The sequence below is a fragment of the Staphylococcus sp. GDY8P120P genome, from assembly GCF_017892065.1.
Taxonomy (GTDB): Bacteria; Bacillota; Bacilli; order Staphylococcales; family Staphylococcaceae; genus Staphylococcus; species Staphylococcus nepalensis.
Genome location: NZ_JAESKI010000003.1, coordinates 221,889 through 241,061 on the forward strand (window position 1 = coordinate 221,889; position 19,173 = coordinate 241,061).

At 33.6% G+C, this 19,173-nt stretch carries 16 protein-coding genes, 2 pseudogenes and 1 riboswitch; of the genes and pseudogenes, 4 read left to right on the forward strand and 14 right to left on the reverse strand.

Translation table 11 applies throughout. From position 1 onward, the window contains the following. Positions 1-28 precede the first annotated feature (28 nt). From rplS to rpsP, 4 genes are all read right to left on the reverse strand, one after another. Positions 29-379 carry a 50S ribosomal protein L19 gene (rplS, locus tag KA900_RS03170; protein ID WP_019468465.1) on the reverse strand — a complete coding sequence of 117 codons (351 nt, stop codon included), beginning with the start codon at positions 377-379 and terminating at the stop codon, positions 29-31. Between the two features lie 103 nt (positions 380-482). Continuing rightward, positions 483-1,220 carry a tRNA (guanosine(37)-N1)-methyltransferase TrmD gene (trmD, locus tag KA900_RS03175; protein WP_210139300.1) on the reverse strand — a complete coding sequence of 246 codons (738 nt, stop codon included), beginning with the start codon at positions 1,218-1,220 and terminating at the stop codon, positions 483-485. Continuing rightward, positions 1,220-1,726, reverse strand: coding sequence for a ribosome maturation factor RimM (rimM, locus tag KA900_RS03180; RefSeq protein ID WP_096810112.1), 507 nt, complete (start codon positions 1,724-1,726; stop codon positions 1,220-1,222). Before rimM ends, trmD begins: the two co-directional genes overlap by 1 nt. Positions 1,727-2,116: 390 nt before the next feature. Beyond that, complete coding sequence (gene rpsP, locus KA900_RS03185; protein WP_096810115.1) at positions 2,117-2,383, reverse strand: 30S ribosomal protein S16; 267 nt, start codon at positions 2,381-2,383, stop codon at positions 2,117-2,119. Positions 2,384-2,583: 200 nt separating this feature from the next. Further along, positions 2,584-2,684, forward strand: a riboswitch (TPP riboswitch). 107 nt (positions 2,685-2,791) lie between these two features. On the opposite strand from rpsP, the gene KA900_RS03190 reads away from it, so the two are divergent. From KA900_RS03190 to KA900_RS03200, 3 genes and pseudogenes are all read left to right on the forward strand, one after another. Next, positions 2,792-3,544, forward strand: a complete 753-nt coding sequence (locus KA900_RS03190) for a 3-oxoacyl-ACP reductase (RefSeq protein ID WP_096810116.1) — start codon at positions 2,792-2,794, stop codon at positions 3,542-3,544. Between the two features lie 68 nt (positions 3,545-3,612). After that, positions 3,613-4,342 (forward strand): annotated as a pseudogene (locus KA900_RS03195) (LLM class flavin-dependent oxidoreductase); the annotation flags it as partial. Next, a pseudogene (locus tag KA900_RS03200) lies at positions 4,340-5,457 on the forward strand (transposase); the annotation flags it as partial. The pseudogenes KA900_RS03195 and KA900_RS03200, both read left to right, overlap by 3 nt. Before the next feature lie 50 nt (positions 5,458-5,507). Here the strand turns inward: KA900_RS03200 and ffh are convergent. The 10 genes from ffh to fapR all read right to left on the reverse strand — a co-directional run bounded on the left by ffh (position 5,508) and on the right by fapR (position 17,252). Then, complete coding sequence (ffh, locus tag KA900_RS03205) at positions 5,508-6,875, reverse strand: signal recognition particle protein (RefSeq protein ID WP_096810117.1); 1,368 nt, start codon at positions 6,873-6,875, stop codon at positions 5,508-5,510. Between the two features lie 26 nt (positions 6,876-6,901). After that, positions 6,902-7,234 carry a putative DNA-binding protein gene (locus tag KA900_RS03210; RefSeq protein ID WP_096810118.1) on the reverse strand — a complete coding sequence of 111 codons (333 nt, stop codon included), beginning with the start codon at positions 7,232-7,234 and terminating at the stop codon, positions 6,902-6,904. Continuing rightward, on the reverse strand, positions 7,221-8,456 hold the full coding sequence (gene ftsY / locus KA900_RS03215; RefSeq protein ID WP_115342212.1) for a signal recognition particle-docking protein FtsY: 1,236 nt from the start codon (positions 8,454-8,456) through the stop codon (positions 7,221-7,223). The genes KA900_RS03210 and ftsY overlap by 14 nt, the downstream gene beginning before the upstream one ends. After that, positions 8,453-12,022, reverse strand: coding sequence for a chromosome segregation protein SMC (smc, locus tag KA900_RS03220; protein WP_103373754.1), 3,570 nt, complete (start codon positions 12,020-12,022; stop codon positions 8,453-8,455). The genes ftsY and smc overlap by 4 nt, the downstream gene beginning before the upstream one ends. A 531-nt stretch (positions 12,023-12,553) precedes the next feature. Beyond that, positions 12,554-13,270, reverse strand: a complete 717-nt coding sequence (gene rnc / locus KA900_RS03225; protein ID WP_369967697.1) for a ribonuclease III — start codon at positions 13,268-13,270, stop codon at positions 12,554-12,556. Between the two features lie 310 nt (positions 13,271-13,580). Continuing rightward, the gene (locus KA900_RS03230; RefSeq protein WP_019467939.1) at positions 13,581-13,814 is read right to left on the reverse strand and encodes an acyl carrier protein; all 234 of its coding nucleotides are present in this window, start codon (positions 13,812-13,814) and stop codon (positions 13,581-13,583) included. Between the two features lie 240 nt (positions 13,815-14,054). Then, positions 14,055-14,792, reverse strand: a complete 738-nt coding sequence (fabG, locus tag KA900_RS03235) for a 3-oxoacyl-[acyl-carrier-protein] reductase (protein ID WP_096810124.1) — start codon at positions 14,790-14,792, stop codon at positions 14,055-14,057. After that, on the reverse strand, positions 14,785-15,711 hold the full coding sequence (gene fabD / locus KA900_RS03240; RefSeq protein WP_096810125.1) for an ACP S-malonyltransferase: 927 nt from the start codon (positions 15,709-15,711) through the stop codon (positions 14,785-14,787). The genes fabG and fabD overlap by 8 nt, the downstream gene beginning before the upstream one ends. Continuing rightward, positions 15,704-16,690 carry a phosphate acyltransferase PlsX gene (gene plsX, locus KA900_RS03245; protein WP_096810126.1) on the reverse strand — a complete coding sequence of 329 codons (987 nt, stop codon included), beginning with the start codon at positions 16,688-16,690 and terminating at the stop codon, positions 15,704-15,706. Before plsX ends, fabD begins: the two co-directional genes overlap by 8 nt. After that, complete coding sequence (gene fapR, locus KA900_RS03250; protein ID WP_096810127.1) at positions 16,683-17,252, reverse strand: transcription factor FapR; 570 nt, start codon at positions 17,250-17,252, stop codon at positions 16,683-16,685. Before fapR ends, plsX begins: the two co-directional genes overlap by 8 nt. Before the next feature lie 300 nt (positions 17,253-17,552). Between fapR and KA900_RS03255 the strand changes: the two genes are divergently transcribed. Beyond that, positions 17,553-19,112, forward strand: coding sequence for a M4 family metallopeptidase (locus KA900_RS03255; RefSeq protein WP_210139301.1), 1,560 nt, complete (start codon positions 17,553-17,555; stop codon positions 19,110-19,112). Positions 19,113-19,173 lie beyond the last annotated feature (61 nt).

The following is a 19,173-nucleotide window of genomic DNA, read 5'->3' on the forward strand; positions in this document are numbered from 1 at the left end:
CGCTTCTTTTTTATAACTTTTATACTGATTAACGAATTTCTTTAATTCTAGCAGCTTTACCACGTAATTCACGTAAGTAGTATAATTTAGCACGACGTACTTTACCGCGACGTTTAACTTCGATTTTTTCAATTTTTGGAGTGTGTAATGGGAATGTACGTTCCACACCAACACCTGAAGAAATCTTACGTACTGTGAAAGTTTCTGAAATGCCTCCACCACGACGTTTGATAACTACACCTTCGAATACTTGGATACGTTCGCGTGTACCTTCAATAATACGTACGTGAACTCTTAAAGTGTCACCTGGACGGAATGAAGGTAAGTCTGTGCGTAATTGTGATTGTGTTACTGCTTCAATTAATTTGTGATTGCTCATTATTTTTTCTCTCCTTCAACCTATGTTCTTGCCTAGACAAATATATAGCAGCGGATCATAGTGATTTTCGTGTGTCGCACACTTAAATTATGTTAGCACATTGTCATTCATTTTTCAATTGCTTTTTATATCTTTCTATAATATCTTTATCTTTGTCTGTAAGTGGGTAATCTGCTAATAAATCTGGACGCTTTTCCCAAGTACGTATAATTTTTTGTTCATGACGCCATTGATCAATATTGGCGTGATTGCCTGATAATAATACTTCCGGAACATCCAAGTTTTTGTATAAACGCGGTCTTGTATATTGTGGAAATTCTAATAGGCCATCTTGAAACGAATCGTCTTCATGGGACTGTTGATTTCCTAAAACACCTGGTATTAATCTGACTATAGCGTCAGTCATTACCATTGCTGGTAGTTCCCCACCTGTTAATACATAATCTCCCATAGAAATTTCATCTGTCACAAGATGCTCACGTATACGCTCATCATACCCCTCATAATGTCCACAAATAAAAACTAAATGCTCTGCTTGACTCAGTTCTTGCGCAATTGCTTGGTTAAATGGCCGCCCTTGCGGACACATTAATATCACACGTGTGCTTTCTGTTTTTTCAATACTATTCATGGCATTAAAGATAGGTTCAGGTTTCATTACCATGCCTTGACCACCGCCAAACGGATAGTCGTCTACTTGATTATGTTTATTTTCAGCAAAATTTCTAAAATCTACAGTATTAACTTGTAACATCTCTTTATCTTGCGCTCTTTTTAAAATTGAGTGATTTAATACGCCTTCAAACATTTGCGGAAACAATGTTAAATAATCAATTTTCATTATTCTAACAACCCTTCCATAGGCGTAATGTCGATGCGTCTACCTTCCACATCTATACGTTTAACAACATCTTCTATATAAGGAATAAGGTATTCTTTATCGCCTTTGACGACCCACACGTCGTTAGCACCTGTCTCAAAGATTTCTATTACTCTACCAATTGGCGTTTCTTTATCATCGAACACAGTACACCCGATGATATCTGAATAATAATACTCATGTTCGCCTAATTCGATTTCTTCATGGTCACGTTCTTGTAAAAGTGTTTCACCTTTTAAATATTCAATATCATTAATGTTGTTGATACCTTCAAAAGTAAGCATATGTAATCCTTTATGCATACGATAAGACGCGATTTTTAATTCTAATGCCGTTCCATTTTGACGTTCTATCATGACAGATTCACCAGGTTGAAAGCGTATATCAGTAAAATCTGAATGGGATTTCACTTTTACTTCGCCTTTTATACCATGTGTGTTAATAATTTTACCAATTTCAACTTTCATATATGTTCCTCCGATAATATCCGTGTATCAATTATTTTGATAATTGATTTCATCTTTACTATAACTTAAATTATTATAACATGAAATATTTGTATTATTATAAATCATTATAGTTGCTATGATATTAAAATATCGTTTCTACATCGTCAATATGCTTTTTAGACTATTTCAGTGTGAAAATGAAACAGAATAGCAATCCGATTTTTTCTAAAGTTTCATGATACTATCCTGGAAATTAACTAGAAGGCATCACTTGGGTTAGACAGATTACATGAACTAAAGCACATGGATAAGTAGTGCTTTATCAAATACTGCCAATATAATATTTAAGGCTGAGACACTTTTTCATGCCCCAGCCTTTACAAATTTTATATTTGTGAATAATAACGACTATTTTTGATCGTCAAATTTTTTCAAGATACCTTCTCTTGATAAAATGTTGTGTACAGTGTCTGTTGGTTTAGCACCGTTTTTTAACCATTTTAATGCTAATGCTTCATCAATTTTAACTTCTGGAGCATTCACATTATTTGGGTTATATGTTCCAATTTGTTCGATGTTACGACCATCACGTGGCGCACGAGCATCTGCTGCTACGATACGATAGAATGGATTTCTTTTTGAACCTAAACGTGTTAAACGTAATTTAACTGCCATTTATATTCTCTCCTTTAATTTTCATAGTTTTTATTTTCTACAAGAAATAATAATAACAGTAATTAACTACTTTGTAAAGCGTTTCTTCTTTACCAATATATATTTTTCTAATCATAGTATCCCTACACTTAAACTTTACCGGGTTGAAACAATATTGACATCAGGCTTGAAAAGATATACATTGAAAACAAATGAAATCATGCACGCACTAGGGGTGTTTTTTAAACTGAGATGAGATTTACTCAAACCCTTTGAACCTGATCTAGCCAAGACTAGCGAAGGAAAGTGTTAGAAAATAACGATGATATTTTAATATCTATAATCTTTCATCTATATCTTTTTAATACACAACTTCCCTAGTGAAGATTGTGTATTTTTTATTTAATATATTATTTTAGGAGTGAAATAATGCGTAAAACAATTCTAGTAACTGGTAGCAGTAGGGGGTTGGGCGCAACGATTGCAAAAACTTTAGCTGCTCAAGGCCACAATGTGATTATCAATTATGTTCAGAACGAAACTTTGGCAAAGCAATTGGTAAATGAAATCGGAAATGACCTTGCGCTTGCAATACAAGCAGATATCACTGACAGAGCACAAGTTGATCAGTTAATTGCGACAGCATCCACTCACTTTGGAAAAATAGATGCGGTTGTGAACAATGCACTAGTAGGGTTTAAGTTTGACCCTACCTCTCAAAAATCGTTTAAAGATTTATCTTGGACGGATTACCAACAACAAATTGATGGTACATTAAAAGGCGCTTTTAATGTCACGCAAAGTGTTATTCAACAATTTATCCAAAACAAATCAGGAACCATCCTATCAATTGGAACAAATTTATATCAAAACCCGGTCGTCCCCTATCATGAATACACGACAGCCAAGGCAGGCTTAATCGGTTTCACAAGAAATATCGCTGCCGAATTAGGTCAATATGGCATCAATGCTAATGTAGTTTCTGGCGGCTTATTAAAATCTACAGACGCCAGTGCAGTAACATCAGATGCAGTATTTGATTTAATTGCACAGACTACCCCATTACGTAAAGTTACATCTCCACAAGACGTTGCAAATATGGTTGCTTATTTAGTTACAGACCAGGCCAAAGGTATAACTGGTCAAAACTTTACCATTGACGGTGGCTTAACAATGAATTAAAAATAATTGAGGAATGGAGGTCGAAGTAATCAATGACACATACACGACATCTCAATATTGGTGTTTGAATTTATGGCTGTGGTCATCATCAAGCTGCTTGGCGTATGCCTGAGTCTAGCATTGGACGCATTAGTGATATAACATATTATCAATCATTAGGCCAAATAGCAGAACAAGGAGTATTTGATGATGTGTTTTTGCAGATAACCAACCTTTCCCAGCTCAATCTGATAGTGATATGCCAGCATTTTGGTTTGATCCTTTAATGAATTTAGCAGCAATATCACAAGTTACTCAAAATATCGGATTAGTTGCTACTATTTCGAGTACTTTTTCTAATCCGTTTACCATCGCAAGACAATTATTAAGCCTTGATTATATGAGTCATGGACGCGCAGGTTGGAGTTTAGCCACATTTATGTCAGATTTAGAAGCGACTAATCACGGTATGTCCAGACTACCTGACCATCATGAGCGTTATAAAAAAGCAGATGAATTTGTATTCGTAACAAACCAATTATTAGAATCTTGCCATGTTTCAGATTTTTTGGGTAACAAGGAAAAAATATTTTAGTAAATAGTGATGGTATTAACGCTATAAATTATGAAGGACACTATTTCAATGTACAAGGCCCCTTTAACTACGCCGAATAGCCCACAAGGTAAACCTGTCGCAATGCAAGCTCGCGCTTCAGATTCTGGCATTGCTTTAGCTACTAAATATGCAGATGCTGTTTACGCTGTAGCATGGAATGCGAAACAGGCTACGATTTCAGAAAGAAGTTAAATTGTAAATTAACACAAGAAGAAATAGATTTAATTGGTACTCATTTAGATAAAGAAATCGAAGATTTAAATCATTACATTGAACATGAAAAATCTACTCGGTTAAGAAAGCAAACACGTCAAAAGCGAACTGAAATCAAAAGATATAAAAAGAAATTCGCTGCTTAGTCAGAACGAAAGTATAAATATAAAACACAAAAAGCCATACTCCAAGATAGAAATAGTTATTCTAAGACAGACCATGATGCGACTTTCATGAGAATGAAAGAAGACCATATGAAAAATGGACAACTTAAGCCAGGATATCATTTACAAATAGCGACAAATTCTCAATTTGTTTTATCATATGATGTGTATCAAAATCCGACAGACACAAGAACAATGATTCCTCTTTTAACTTTAATTAAAGAGACCTACGGTCATTTACCTGAATATATTGTAGCTGATGCTGGTTATGGTAGTGAACCTAATTATATGGCAATTATAGATGAATTTAATCGAACACCGCTCATAACTTATGGCATGTTTATTAAAGATAAAACTAACAAATATAAAAGTGACATTTTTAATACTCACAATTGGGAATATGGTGAAATCAATGATGAATTTATTTGCCCGAATCATAAAAGACTTGGTTTTAAAAGATATGCCTATCGCCATGATAAATATGGGTTTAGGAGAGATTTTAAATTATATGAATGCGATGATTGTTCAGAATGTCCACTGAAGAACGATTGTATGAAATCAAATTCACAATCGAATAAAAAATAATGAGAAATTATAACTGGGAATATTTCAAAGCCCAGATCAATCAAAAGCTTTCGGAACCAGAAACAAAAGAAATCTACAATCAAAGAAAAATGGATGTAGAACCTGTTTTTGGATTTATGAAGGCTATTTTGGGTTTCACTCGAATGTCGGTTAGAGGCATAAATAAAGTCAAAAGAGAACTGGGCTTTGTATTAATGGCACTTAATATAAGAAAAGTAGTAGCTCAACGAGCTAACTATAATCAAAACAATAATGAAAAAGGCAATTTCTATATTATTTCAATAGAAATTGCCTTCTCTCTTGTCCAAGAACTTTATGTCCCGGCCTCAAATTTTTCTTTTAAGCGTAGGTATTGATATTCCATACGTATTCGTTTAATCCATTTGGTTGGTCTTTTAAGCAAACATTAAAATGGCAAGTTCATACCGTTAAGCATATTTTCCATTTGTTTACGTTTACCTTTTTTGCCTTTACCGCCACCAGAAAATTGTTTCATCATTTTCTTCATCTCATTAAATTGTTTCATTAGTCTATTGACTTCTTGGACAGTTCGACCAGAACCTTTAGCAATACGTTTTTTACGGGATACATTCAATGTTTCTGGATTGTTACGCTCATTCGGTGTCATAGATTGAATAATCGCTTTGATATGGTCAATTTGTTTTTCATCCATATTTAAATTGTTAACACCTTTCATCTTGTTCATACCAGGAATCATTTTCATAACATCATCTAACGGGCCAAGATTTTTCACTTGATCTAATTGTCCTAAGAAATCTTCTAATGTAAATGACGACGTACGCATTTTCTTTTCTAAATCTTTGGCTTTGTCTTCATCCACATCTTGCTGTGCTTTTTCAATTAAGCTTAACACATCACCCATACCTAATATACGTGATGCCATACGTTCTGGATGGAAGGGTTCTAAGCCATCTAATTTTTCACTCATACCAACAAATTTAATTGGTTTTTGTGTTACCGCTCTAATTGATAATGCAGCACCACCACGTGTATCGCCATCTAATTTAGTCAACGTAACACCTGAAACCTCTAACTGTTCATCAAAAGATTGAGCGACATTAACTGCATCTTGACCAGTCATAGCATCCACAACAAGCATAATCTCATCTGGTTGTGTAATCTCTTTAACATCACTTAATTCTTCCATCAATGCTTCATCCACATGTAAACGACCTGCAGTATCAATAATCACAAAGTCTAAATGTGCTTCTTTAGCATGTTTAATTGCATTTTCTACTATTTGTTGCGGTTTTACTTGATCTCCTTCGCTATAGACAGGAATATCAATTTGTTTACCTACAGTCTGTAACTGATCAATCGCAGCTGGACGGTAAATATCTGCTGCTACTAATAAAGGTTTTTTGTTATATTTTTTACGCATTAATAATGCTAATTTACCAGCGGTCGTTGTTTTACCTGCACCTTGTAAACCAACCATCATCACTACTGTTGGTGGTTTATTAGCCATCTGAATTGTAGCATTTTCGCCACCCATCAGTTGTGTTAATTCTTCTTGTACAATCTTAATAACTTGTTGCCCAGGTGTTAATGATTTCATTACATCTGAACCTAAAGCTCGTTCTGATACGGTTTTGACAAAATCTTTTACAACTTTAAAGTTAACATCGGCTTCAAGTAATGCCAGTCTGACTTCTCGCATCATCAATTTAATATCTGCTTCTGTCACTTTTCCTTTGCCTCGGATTTTTTGCATCGTCCCTTGAAGACGATCGGACAGTCCTTCAAATGCCATATCAATACCCTCCTTTATGTGTTCTATTATTCTAAATCTTCAAGTGATTGAAGATACTGTTTTATTTTTTCTGGATCATTAACGTATTGTTTCATTTGTTCATATATATTTTGACGTTTTTCAAAGTTTTGATAAAGGCCTAATTTAGCTTCATAATCTTCTACTAAATCACCAGTTCTTCTTATGTTATCATACACTGCTTGACGGCTCACATCAAATGTATCAGCAATCTCGCTTAAAGAATAATCTTGTAAATAAAATAGTTCTAGGTAATTACGTTGCTTATCCGTTAATAGTGCTTGATAAAAATCAAACAAATAATTCATACGTATTGTTTTAATTAAATCATTTTGGCTCATCTGTATGCCCTTCATTCTGTTCATTACTATTATCTGAATGATTCTCAGATTTATCTGAACTATCAACATTTTGTTCGATCATATCAGCAAATAATCCATATACATAACTTTCGGGGTTAAATGGTTGTAAATCATCTAATTTTTCACCTAAACCAACATACTTAACTGGTATTTTAAGTTCATTACGTATCGCTAATACAATACCACCTTTTGCAGTACCGTCTAATTTAGTCAACACAATACCAGTTACATTGGTAACTTCTTTGAATGATTTAGCTTGAGATAATGCATTTTGTCCAGTGGTTGCGTCTAAGCAAAGTAAAACTTCATGTGGTGCCTCAGGTACTGCTCGACCTATGACACGTTTGACTTTTTCTAATTCATTCATTAAATTAGATTTATTTTGTAAACGACCTGCAGTATCACAAATGAGAATATCCACACCTTTACTTTTAGCTGCATTAATTGCATCATACATAACAGCTGCTGGGTCGGAACCTTCTTTTTGGCTCATTACTTCGACACCAACACGATCTCCCCAAATTTTGAGTTGTTCGATTGCTCCTGCTCTGAATGTATCACCAGCTGCAAGCATTACTTTTTTACCTTCAGCTTGGTAACGATGCGCTAATTTACCTATCGTTGTTGTTTTCCCAACACCATTAACGCCTACCATTAAAATAACATTTAATCCTTCGTTTTCAATGTTCATAATCTCTGAATGTTCATCATCTTGGTGATATATTTCAACGATTTTTTCCACAATAACTTCTCGTAAATCTTCTGTTTCAGAAATATTACGACGTTGCGCCTCTGTACGTAACTCTTCAACAAGTTCCATTACTGTATTAAACCCAACATCTGCAGTAATTAACATTTCTTCTAACGCTTCAAAAAAATCTTCATCTACTTTACGGTATCGTGCAATTAAATTATTTAATTGTTCTTGGAAATTCTCACGTGATTTTTCTAAACCAGCTCTAAATTTTGCTCCTAATTGTTGTGCTTCAATTTCTTCAAAATCTTCAATTGAGATTAAGCCGTCGTCATCAAAATCTGCTTCTTTTAATTTCTTGGGTTTTTTGTTTTTTTCTTGTGGTTCCTCTGATACTTGAGATTGTTCTACATCTAATTCGGATTGTTGCGCTTCGTTTAGCTCGTCCTGATTATGTTTTTCTGTAGAAGATGTAAATTTATCCTTTAATCGTTTGAAAAAGCTCATACTTGTTCCTCCTTCATGACCTCATCAATAGTGTTTAAATTGACACTTACTAATTTTGATACGCCTGATTCCTGCATCGTTACACCATATAAGCAATCAGAGAACTCCATCGTGCCTTTACGGTGCGTTATAACAATAAACTGAGTTTGACTCGACAATTCTTTTAAATATTGTGCATAACGTATCACATTGGCCTCATCTAACGCAGCTTCAACCTCATCTAAAATAACAAATGGCGCAGACCTTACCTTTAAAATTGCAAATAGCAAAGCAATCGCACTTAAAGCACGCTCACCGCCACTTAATAGCGATAAGTTTTGTAATTTTTTACCAGGAGGTTGTACGATAATATCTACACCTGCTGATAAATAATCATCATCTGTCAGACGTAATTCCGCCTGTCCACCACCGAATAATGATTTAAATACTTCTGAAAAATGGCTTTGTACTGCATGAAAGGTAGTTTTAAATCTATCTTTTACCTCTTTATCCATTTCTTCTATTAGCTGTTCTAAAGTTGCTTTAGCAGCTCTTAAATCTGCACGTTGATCATTCAAGAATGTGTAACGTTCATTAATTTCTTCAAACTGCTCAATTGCATTTAAATTTACAGGACCTAATTCTTCGATTGACATTTTAGTTAATTTAACTTTTTTACGCAACGATTCAATGTCTTCTTCTAAAGTGTATAATGTGCTTGCACGTTCATATGTCAGATGGTATTGCTCACTGAGATGATCAATCGCATGGTTAATTAATACATCTAAACGAGATTGCTCAGCTTTAATGTCTTGGTAACGATTTTCGATTGATAAAATATCTTGGTTTGCTTCTTGTAATTTCTGTTCTGTCACTTCGATTGTATCATTCAACGATTGTCTTTGTGATTTAACAGTTTCTAAATCTTCCGTTAATTGGTTCTTATCACTTTTACTTTGTTCAATGTTGTTTTGAATTGTTTTAAAAGCTTTTTCCCCGGTCATTTCATCCGAATTAAATAATTCAATCTGTTCTTTTAGTTTTTGCTTTTGATCTGTGAGTTGTGTCAGTTGATTATTTAATCTCTTTTCAGATTGTTTTTGAGCGCTTAATCTCTCTTTAATCACTGCTAAATCAGATTGTTTTTGATGTAATTTTTGTTGTATTTGCGTTGTGCTTTCTTTACCTTCTTTAGACAGTTTTGTATAAAGATGGATGTCGCCTTCTAATTTTTGCAATTGTTTTTTAATGATTGCTAACTGTTCTTTTTTTTCATTTAATGTTTGCTTACTCGTTTCGCTTTGGTAGCCATCATTTTTTTCAAATTCAAATTCTTCGTGTTCATTTTTTAAATGTGCTTCTTGTTTACGTAATCTATCCAGTTCTAAATCATACTCATGAGCACGCTGTTTTATGGCATTATAATGTTGACTTGTATCAAAATAAGTATTACTTAACGCCTCAGATTCTTCTTTAATAGCTTGAAATTGCTTTTCAAATGTAACAGTTTGTTGCTGGTAATCCTCTAATTGGGCACGCATAGTCGAAAGTTCATCTTTTTGAGATAGTATGCTCTTTGTTTTACGTTCGCCACCACCAGTCATTGAACCTCCGGGATTTACGATATCTCCTTCGAGCGTTACAATGCGTGTGCGATAACGAATTTGTCTCGCTAATTCATTGGCATTTTTTAAATTATCTACAATTATTGTATTACCAAGCAGGTTTTGGATAATATGTTTATAATCCGCTTCAACTTGTATCGCGTTTGATGCAATATTGATAAACCCAGTAGCGTTTTCCGTTATATTTAAAATATCATGTGCTACGTGACGTGGTTGAATAACATTTAATGGTAAAAATGTCGCTCTACCGAGTCCGTTCTGTTTTAAATATTGTATTGCTTGTCGGCCATCCTTTTCAGAATCTACAATAATATGTTGTAAAGAAGCACCAAGTGCCGTTTCGATTGCTTTAGTTAAATTGGATGGCACATTGATTATTTCTGCAACTGCGCCTCGTATACCAGATAATTTATTGTTTTTAGCCTTCAATATATGTTTTACGCCATTAAAGAAATAACTATATTCTTCTTGTTGTGTTGCTAAACTATCAATACGTGATTTTAATTTCTCATTAAACCTATAAGCTTGGTGTAGCTTTTCTTCATGCTCGTTTTGTTGATTCTTTAGTCGTGTTAATTTCTTTTCATATTCGGCCAAATGATTTTCCGCTTTTTTAAAATCTTTATGCGCGATCATACTTTGTTTCTCTGTTTCGCTAATTTGATTTTGAATGTTTTTTAATTCTTTATATGCATCTAATAGTCGAGAATCAAGTCGAGATTGCTTATTTTCATTTTCTTGAATTGTATGTTCTAAAAAGCGAATGTCATTATTAACATCTGATTGTTCTGATATAAGTTGGTAATACTCATCTTTAATTGCTTCTAATTTTTCGTCATGTTGTTCATCAGATACATAGAGTTGTGATTCATATTGTTGTATTTCTTCATTCAACGCTTTTTGTTTCTCTTTTAACTGCGTAAGTTGTTCTTTCGCATCTACTTGCTCTTGTTGGATATTCGTAATTTGAATCTCGAGGCTTTCTTGTTCTTCTTCAAAACGCGCGTTGGTTTGTGATTGATTTTTTTTACGTTCTTCCAACACATTTAATTGACCAGCAAATTTTTCGACTTCTTCTGTTGCCTTAACGAGTTGGTAATTCAATGATTCTATTTTTTCATCTAATTGCTGTCGTTCAGATTTATATTTATTTAGTGCTTGTGTGTGTTGTACTTTTTCTGCATCTTTTGCAGCTTGTTGACTTTTCAAATGATTTAAATTTTCATCGAGCTCATGAATATTTTGGCTATATTGTTCAATATCATAAACCGTTACTAATACATCACTTTTTTCCATTTCATTAGATAAATGTTTGTATTCTTTTGCAATTGCCGCTTCCTCTCGTAAAGGTTCGACGCGACCTTCTAAATCATACAAAATATCTTCTACACGTGTAAGGTTATCTTCTGTTTGATCTAATTTTTGAACAGAATTAGCTTTTCTTTTTTTATATTTTAAAACACCCGCAGATTCTTCTAGTATTTGTCTTCTATCAATTGGCTTAGCATTGAGTATTTCATCAACCCGACCTTGAGATATAATACTAAATGCTTCTTTACCTAATCCTGAATCTAAAAATAGTTCGATAATGTCTTTGAGCCTTGCACGATCGTTATTTAAATAATATTCACTTTCTCCACTGCGGTATAAACGACGTGTCACAGCCAGTTCTTGTGTATCAACATTTAACTTACCTGAACTATTGTCTAATTTTAATCTTACTTCAGCAAAATTTTGAGCTTTTCTATGTTCAGCACCGGAAAAAATAATATCTTCCATTTTAGCACCACGTAGTGATTTAGCAGATTGTTCGCCTAACACCCACTTGATTGCATCCGTAATATTACTCTTACCACTACCATTAGGTCCTACTATTGCTGTGACGCCTTCATCAAACTGTACGTTGGTATGTTCAGCAAATGATTTAAAGCCAAAGGCATCAATTGATTTCAAATATACCATGCTATTCTCCTTTAAAGTGTTTCTTAGGTGCGGGATAGAAACTGGGGCTTATATATGCAAATATAAAATTAGTAATTGTGACTAGTTTGAAGCACTTTATATCAAACTTTAAAGTACTATTGTAAAAGAATGCCTTCTATAGCTATCCATCTTAAAGTTAGCATCGTTTATGTGTATACTTAGAACTATGTAATACTCTTAGCTTAAGCGTTTTTCCTAGTCATCAATGCCTCAGGAAGACAACGAATTTTTTAAAAAGTTTAAATTTCTGTCTTAACCCCATCTACTCATCCTCGCATAATTAACGTGTCAATAAATTTGGTACAAATACGCTTAAATCTCAACATCTATTGTACAGTTATAATTTAATATTATATTCCAGTATTTATAACAAGTTCATTATGGTTCGTCTTTTAGAAATACTTATACATTCGTTTATTTTTACTAATGTTTAATTAAATTTTATTTATCATATATTATGAAAGTTTGCATTAATGTTGTATAGTTCACACAATGCTTTACTATTTGTTATTATAATTCTTTATTTTTCAGAAGTTTATAAGCACTTTCTGCAGCTTGTTGTTCTGATTCTTTTTTCGTTTTGCCTTTGCCTAATGCTACAGGCTTGTTTTCTAAAATAACTTCAGAAGTAAATAAACGGTGATGTGCTGGTCCTTCCTCATTTACTAAACGATAAGTTACATCACCTTTATTTTGTCGATGCACAAACTCTTGGAACTGCGTTTTAAAATCGACGACGCCATCTAACTCATCTTCTTCTACAAATGGGAATATAACATTCTCTGCAAATTTCCACACCGACGTTAATCCTTGGTCTAAATATAGTGCACCTACAAATGCTTCAAAGGCATCTGATACAAGAGAGGGTCTTGTTCTGCCTCCTGTTTTTTCTTCCCCTTTACCCAATAAGATTAGGTCATGCAATTCAATTTTATTTGCGAATATTACAAGTGAGGGCTCACAAACAATTGTCGCACGCATTTTCGTTAAATTACCTTCAGGCAACTCTGGATATTTATCAAACAAATAGCGTGAAACCGTCAATTCTAATACCGCGTCTCCTAAAAACTCTAAACGTTCATTATGTTCTAATCGATTCATATTAAAATCATTAATGAAGCTCGAATGTGAAAAGGCTTGTTGGTATAAATCCACCTTATCAAAGGGTAAATCTAATTCTTGCATTTTTTTAGAAAATTTTTCTTGGAATGCTTTAACCATTTCCATTTTTTTATGATTCGCCAATACATTTCCTCCTCAGTCAATCTTAATTTTGATTGTACTTATGCATTTACATTTTACGTGAATTTATTATAAAACTAAAGGAAAAACTGTTAATGATGCGCTATTTTATCCATAAATAAAAAGCCCAACAGGTGTTATATTTTCTAGTAAGCAATTTTGCCTAAACTTCCTATGCTAACCTCTAAATCATACAGAAATAGGTGGCAACGTTTCAAAAACAACAAATTTTTACTAAATTCTTTTTAAAATAAAAAATCTGAGCCGTAAAATCCACGACTCAGATATTTGCTCATTATTTTTCCATACTATTGATAAAGTTAACTGCATCACCAACAGTGTTGATTTTTTCTGCTTCTTCATCTGGAATTTCAGTACCAAATTCATCTTCTAATTCCATAACTAATTCAGCAATATCAAGTGAGTCAGCGCCCAAATCATCTTTAAATGAAGCATCTTGAGTTACTTTTTCAGCGTCAACACCTAAGCGGTCAACGATGATATCTTTTACTTTGTCGAAGTTTTCCACGTCGATTCACCTCCTTTAAAAAGTCTATAATAGACTTTTATATTTTCCCATGTTATCAATCGAAATACAAGTAGTATTTAATGAAATGGGGTTGTTATAAATATAATTTATTGAACCACAATTTTTTAGATGCTTTTCAATTAAAAATGAGTATTGAATGCATCATATACCTTAGAGCATGCCATACATTTTCAAGTCACTTCAAGTGATACAAAAATGATTTTCACGTCGTCTGGTATATTATTCCATAAACATGCCACCGTTAACGTGTATCGTTTGACCAGTGATATATTTCGCTTTATCTGATGCTAAAAATGACACAGTATTAGCGATATCTTTATCCTCTCCGAATCTTGATAATGGAATTTGTTCAAGCATTTGATCTTTAAGATCTTCACTTAACGCATCAGTCATATCAGATACGATAAATCCTGGCGCGACAGCATTCACTGTAATATTTCTTGAAGCAAGTTCTTTGGCTGCTGATTTTGTTAAGCCAATCACACCTGCTTTTGTCGCTACATAATTAGCTTGTCCAGGATTTCCTACTGCACCAACTACGCTGGATAAATTGATAATTGATCCGCTTTTTTGTCTTAACATTTGTGGCGTTACTTTTTGGATACAATTAAATACGCCTTTTAAATTAGTATCAATAACGTCATCCCATTCACTTTCTTTCATGCGCATTAATAAATTATCTCTTGTTATACCAGCATTATTAACAAGTACATCCACTGTACCAAACTGACTAACAACTTCTTTAATCATTGCTTTTACTTCATCACCATTTGCAACGTTAGCTTGAATCGCAAAACTTTCTACACCTTTTGCTTTGATTTCTTCTACCACAGCATCTGCTTTTGCTTTATTCCCAGCGTAATTAACAACAACATTGTAGCCTTCCTCAGCTAATTCAACTGCTATACTACGGCCGATACCTCTAGATGCTCCAGTTACTAATGCATTTTTAGTCATTTTCATTCCACCCTTTTACATCTTCTAATGTTTGAATTGAAGTAAGTTTTACATCTTTACTTAGCTTTTTAATTAAACCTGAAAGTACTTTACCAGGCCCAATTTCGATAAAATGATCAACGCCTTGGTCGATTAACCATTTTGTTGAATCTATAAATTGAACTGGAGAATACAATTGTTTAATCATATTATCTTTAATTGTTTTAGCATTCGTTTCACCTTTAGCGTTTACATTTTGAACGACTGGAAATGATGCATCACGCCATTCAAATTGTTCAATATAGTTGGCAAAGTCTGCTTCAATCACTTGCATCATTGATGAATGGAAAGGACCAGATACTGCTAAAGTCATCACGCGTTTAGCACCCATGGACTTCCCTTCAGCAGCAAGTTTATCGATCAATGTTTTATGGCCTGAAACAACAATTTGTCCAGGCGCATTTATATTCGCTGGTTCAATGATTTCATCATCTGTCGAAAGTTCTTTACAAATTTCATCCACCTCATTGTAGTCGAGACCCAACACAGCTGCCATACTACCTACACCATCTGGAAAAGCAGCTGCCATGAGTTGCCCACGTTTGCGAACAATTTTCACCGCATCTTCAAAATTCAATACACCACTTGCTACTAAGCTTGCATATTCTCCTAAGCTATGTCCCATCGTATAATCTACATCAACGTGCTCTAACGCGTTTAATAATGCTATACTGTGAGTTAATAAAGCAGGTTGTGTATTTTCAGTTTGGCCTAATTTGTCTTCAACATCTTCAAACATAGTTTCTAGAATATCAAAGTCCATTTGCGCTTGAGCTTCATTAAGAATAGACGTAGCTTTTTCATCATTGTTAAATAAGTCGTTAGCCATACCAACTTTTTGTGATCCTTGTCCTGGGAAAATAATTGCTGTTTTACCCATTTTCTGTCCCCACCGTTTCTCTCATTGTATTTACAATGTTTAATTCTCCAGCAACTTTAGCTTGACGAATCGCTGAATAAAATGCTTTTGCATTTGAACTACCATGCGCTTTCACGACAATACCATTTAACCCTAACAATACTGAACCGCCATACTCGGCATAATCCATTTTCGAAGTTAAATCATTCAAATCTTTACGCAACACAAGCGCTGCTAATTTGTTTTTAAAACTACTCAAAAGCGTAGATTTAAGCATTTTTCCTATAGATTTTGCTACACCTTCTAGATTTTTTAGAATCATATTTCCAGTATAACCATCTGTTACAACTACGTCTGCAGCATCATCCATTAATGCTTTAGCTTCAACATTTCCAGAAAAATGAAAACCTTGTTGTTCTTCCATTAAGTGATATGCTTTTTTAGTTAATGTATTTCCTTTTGCTGCTTCTGTACCAATATTAAGTAATGCAACAGAAGGTTGTTCAATATTTCGGATTTTTTGTGCATAAATATTACCTAATTGTGCATATTGTAATAAATGCTCTGCTTTTGCATCAGCATTTGCACCTACATCCATAAATACGAAACCTTTACCTGAAACAGTTGGTAAAGTTAATACTAATGCTGGTCTTTCAACACCTTTTATTCTACCTACGATAAATAATCCAGCAGACATTAAAGCGCCCGTGTTTCCTGCTGAAACACAACCGTCCGCTTCACCAGATTTCACCGCTTCTGCCATACGCACCATTGAACTATCTTTTTTTCTTTTGATTGCTCTAACAGGTTCGTCTTCCATTGTTATCGCTTCTGTACAGTGACGCACTTCCACGCGTCCGTGGTTAATGTCACATTTATTTTGGTCACCGAATAATATTATTTCTAAATCTTTAAAATCTTTGACCGCTTTTTCAACAGCTTCAAGAACGATGCCAGGCGCATCATCGCCACCCATCATGTCGATAGCTATTTTAACCATTTTGTTCATCCTCACTTGTATAATACATTTTAAAAGTACCCTTAAATACCAAAGTATCTTTGACGTACGAACATACTTTTATCATGAAATATTTATCTGTTATTTCAACAGCCTTTGCTTCTGCACGTACTGTATCATTTAACTTAACTTGTTTTAAAAATGTAACGTTACTTTCTTTAGTTAACACAACTGGTTTATGTATAAGTGCCACACATAGTGAATTAGCTTGAGCAAATAATACATGCCCTCTAGCAATCTCATTTCTAGTAAATACTGAATCTTCATCAATATTAATAAGAGAGATCGCTTGATGATCTGGTTCTACGTTGATCACATCACCTATGATTTCACTTCCATCAATAGATCGAATACTTTCGTGATTTTTTCTAGCAACAGATTTAATTCTTTTTCTTAACTCGGGAATATTTAAGTATGTACGATCCAATCTAATTGTTTGAATACTGACCGAAAAAAGAATACTCAAATCAAGATCCGTAATAAAGGGGTTTTTTTCTATTTCTTTTTTAATTGCCTCACGACGTTCCTGTTTTTTTAACTTCATAGTATTCTATCTCCCTATTTTTAGTACCAAGTCTTAAACATTCCTAACATATCATAACACTTTCTATTTCAATTGCTCAACTAAAAACGTACTACTTTTTATCATTCTATTTACTCAATTCTCAGTTCTTTCATTTCAAGCTTTATTTTAATAATTTCAAAAATAACATACAAACCACAAAGTTTTTATGTTAAATTAAATAAAAATATAATGTTTAATTAAAAAAGATGTATTTTATATATTAAATAATTTCATTAGAAATAATTGATTATTCATTTTATAATAAAGGGGTTAAGAACAATGAAAAAAGCAATAACAAGCACGCTACTCTCTGCTACATTATTCACATCTACTTCGGCCTTTAGTTTTGCAAAAGAAACAAATAGTGTGGTGCCAGAACAATTGGAATCATCAGACTCAACACATATTTCTAACCATACTGATGTAGAAAATTACTTACAAAATAACGCCTCATCTATCATTAATCGAAACCAGAAAACTAAAAATGAATCAATCAGTAAAAATGCGTTTAAACAATACAAAGTAATCAATAAAAACGTTGACACCACTGGCGCTTCACATTATGAGTTAAAACCAAAAATCAATAATATATTAGCGAATGATAGCACCATTAAAGTACATGTGAATCAACAAGGCAACGTCTCACTTATAAATGGGCATATCCATAGACAGCACATTGACATTAAAAACAAAGCTAACATATCACCATCCAAAGCTGAAAATTTAGCTTTTCAAGCAATTGGTAAACAAAAAAATGAAGTTAAAAATCTAAAAGGTTATAAAATTGTAACTCAAAATCAACTAGATATTAATAGTGAAAAAGGCAAATTAATACATAATATCGAATTAAATTATTTATCTCCTAAAGCCGCGCATTGGAAGATACAAGTCGATGCGAGCACCGGAGAGATTATAAAAAAACAAAACCTAATAAAACATGCAACAGCAGAAGGTTCTGGCACAGGCGTTAATGGTGATAAAAAATCTCCACTTTACTTAAGCAATGACAACGGACAATATTCATTAAACGACACAAGCAAAGATACTCATATCGAAACCAAAACAGCGAATGAAACTACAGATCAGTTTTCACAAATCACCCATGATTCAAATAATTTTGACAAAGATATTCAACGCGCAGGCGTCGACGCACATTTTTATGCAAACGAAGTTTATGATTATTATTTAGACAAATACGATAGAGAAAGCTATGACAATAAAGGCGCAAATATTAACTCTGTCGTACATTATGATAAAAATTATAATAACACTGCATGGACTGGACAATATATGATTTATGGCGATGGTGATGGTAAAACATTTAACCCACTATCAGGTGCTAAAGATATCGTAGGGCACGAATTAACACATGCCGTAACAGAAGAAACTGCTAATTTAGAGTACACAAATCAATCAGGCGCTTTAAATGAATCATTTTCAGACGTATTTGGCTATTTCATCGATCCAGATAACTGGCTAATGGGCGAAGATGTTTATACACCGAATCAAGATGGAGATGCTTTAAGAAGCTTACAAAATCCAGAAAAATATGATCAACCAGCACACATGAATCAATTTTATACTGGAACTGATGATAACGGGGGCGTACATATTAATAGTGGCATTCCAAATAAAGCTGCGTATCTTACAATCCAATCTATTGGCAAAGATAAAGCAGAACAAATTTACTACCTAGCATTAACGCAATATCTATCATCAAATGCTGAATTTACAGATGCAAAAATAGCATTAAAACAAGCTGCCAATGAACTATATGGCAAGAATGGTAACGAATCAAAAGCAATTGAACAAGCTTGGAATGATGTCGGCGTTAAATAAATGAATATATTTTCATTAAATAATAAACAGCAGTGTAGCGCTTTTAAAGCGTTTCTACACT

Coding starts and splice junctions, on each gene's coding strand:
- plsX (WP_096810126.1), bottom strand. CDS start 16,690: ATGGTTAAAATAGCTATCGACATGATGGGTGGCGATGATGCGCCTGGC.
- KA900_RS03190 (WP_096810116.1), top strand. CDS start 2,792: ATGCGTAAAACAATTCTAGTAACTGGTAGCAGTAGGGGGTTGGGCGCA.
- rnc (WP_369967697.1), bottom strand. CDS start 13,270: ATGGAAATGGTTAAAGCATTCCAAGAAAAATTTTCTAAAAAAATGCAA.
- KA900_RS03210 (WP_096810118.1), bottom strand. CDS start 7,234: ATGAGCCAAAATGATTTAATTAAAACAATACGTATGAATTATTTGTTT.
- ftsY (WP_115342212.1), bottom strand. CDS start 8,456: ATGAGCTTTTTCAAACGATTAAAGGATAAATTTACATCTTCTACAGAA.
- KA900_RS03255 (WP_210139301.1), top strand. CDS start 17,553: ATGAAAAAAGCAATAACAAGCACGCTACTCTCTGCTACATTATTCACA.
- rplS (WP_019468465.1), bottom strand. CDS start 379: ATGAGCAATCACAAATTAATTGAAGCAGTAACACAATCACAATTACGC.
- ffh (WP_096810117.1), bottom strand. CDS start 6,875: ATGGCATTTGAAGGACTGTCCGATCGTCTTCAAGGGACGATGCAAAAA.
- trmD (WP_210139300.1), bottom strand. CDS start 1,220: ATGAAAATTGATTATTTAACATTGTTTCCGCAAATGTTTGAAGGCGTA.
- smc (WP_103373754.1), bottom strand. CDS start 12,022: ATGGTATATTTGAAATCAATTGATGCCTTTGGCTTTAAATCATTTGCT.
- fapR (WP_096810127.1), bottom strand. CDS start 17,252: ATGAAGTTAAAAAAACAGGAACGTCGTGAGGCAATTAAAAAAGAAATA.
- fabD (WP_096810125.1), bottom strand. CDS start 15,711: ATGGGTAAAACAGCAATTATTTTCCCAGGACAAGGATCACAAAAAGTT.
- rimM (WP_096810112.1), bottom strand. CDS start 1,726: ATGAAAGTTGAAATTGGTAAAATTATTAACACACATGGTATAAAAGGC.
- fabG (WP_096810124.1), bottom strand. CDS start 14,792: ATGACTAAAAATGCATTAGTAACTGGAGCATCTAGAGGTATCGGCCGT.
- rpsP (WP_096810115.1), bottom strand. CDS start 2,383: ATGGCAGTTAAATTACGTTTAACACGTTTAGGTTCAAAAAGAAATCCA.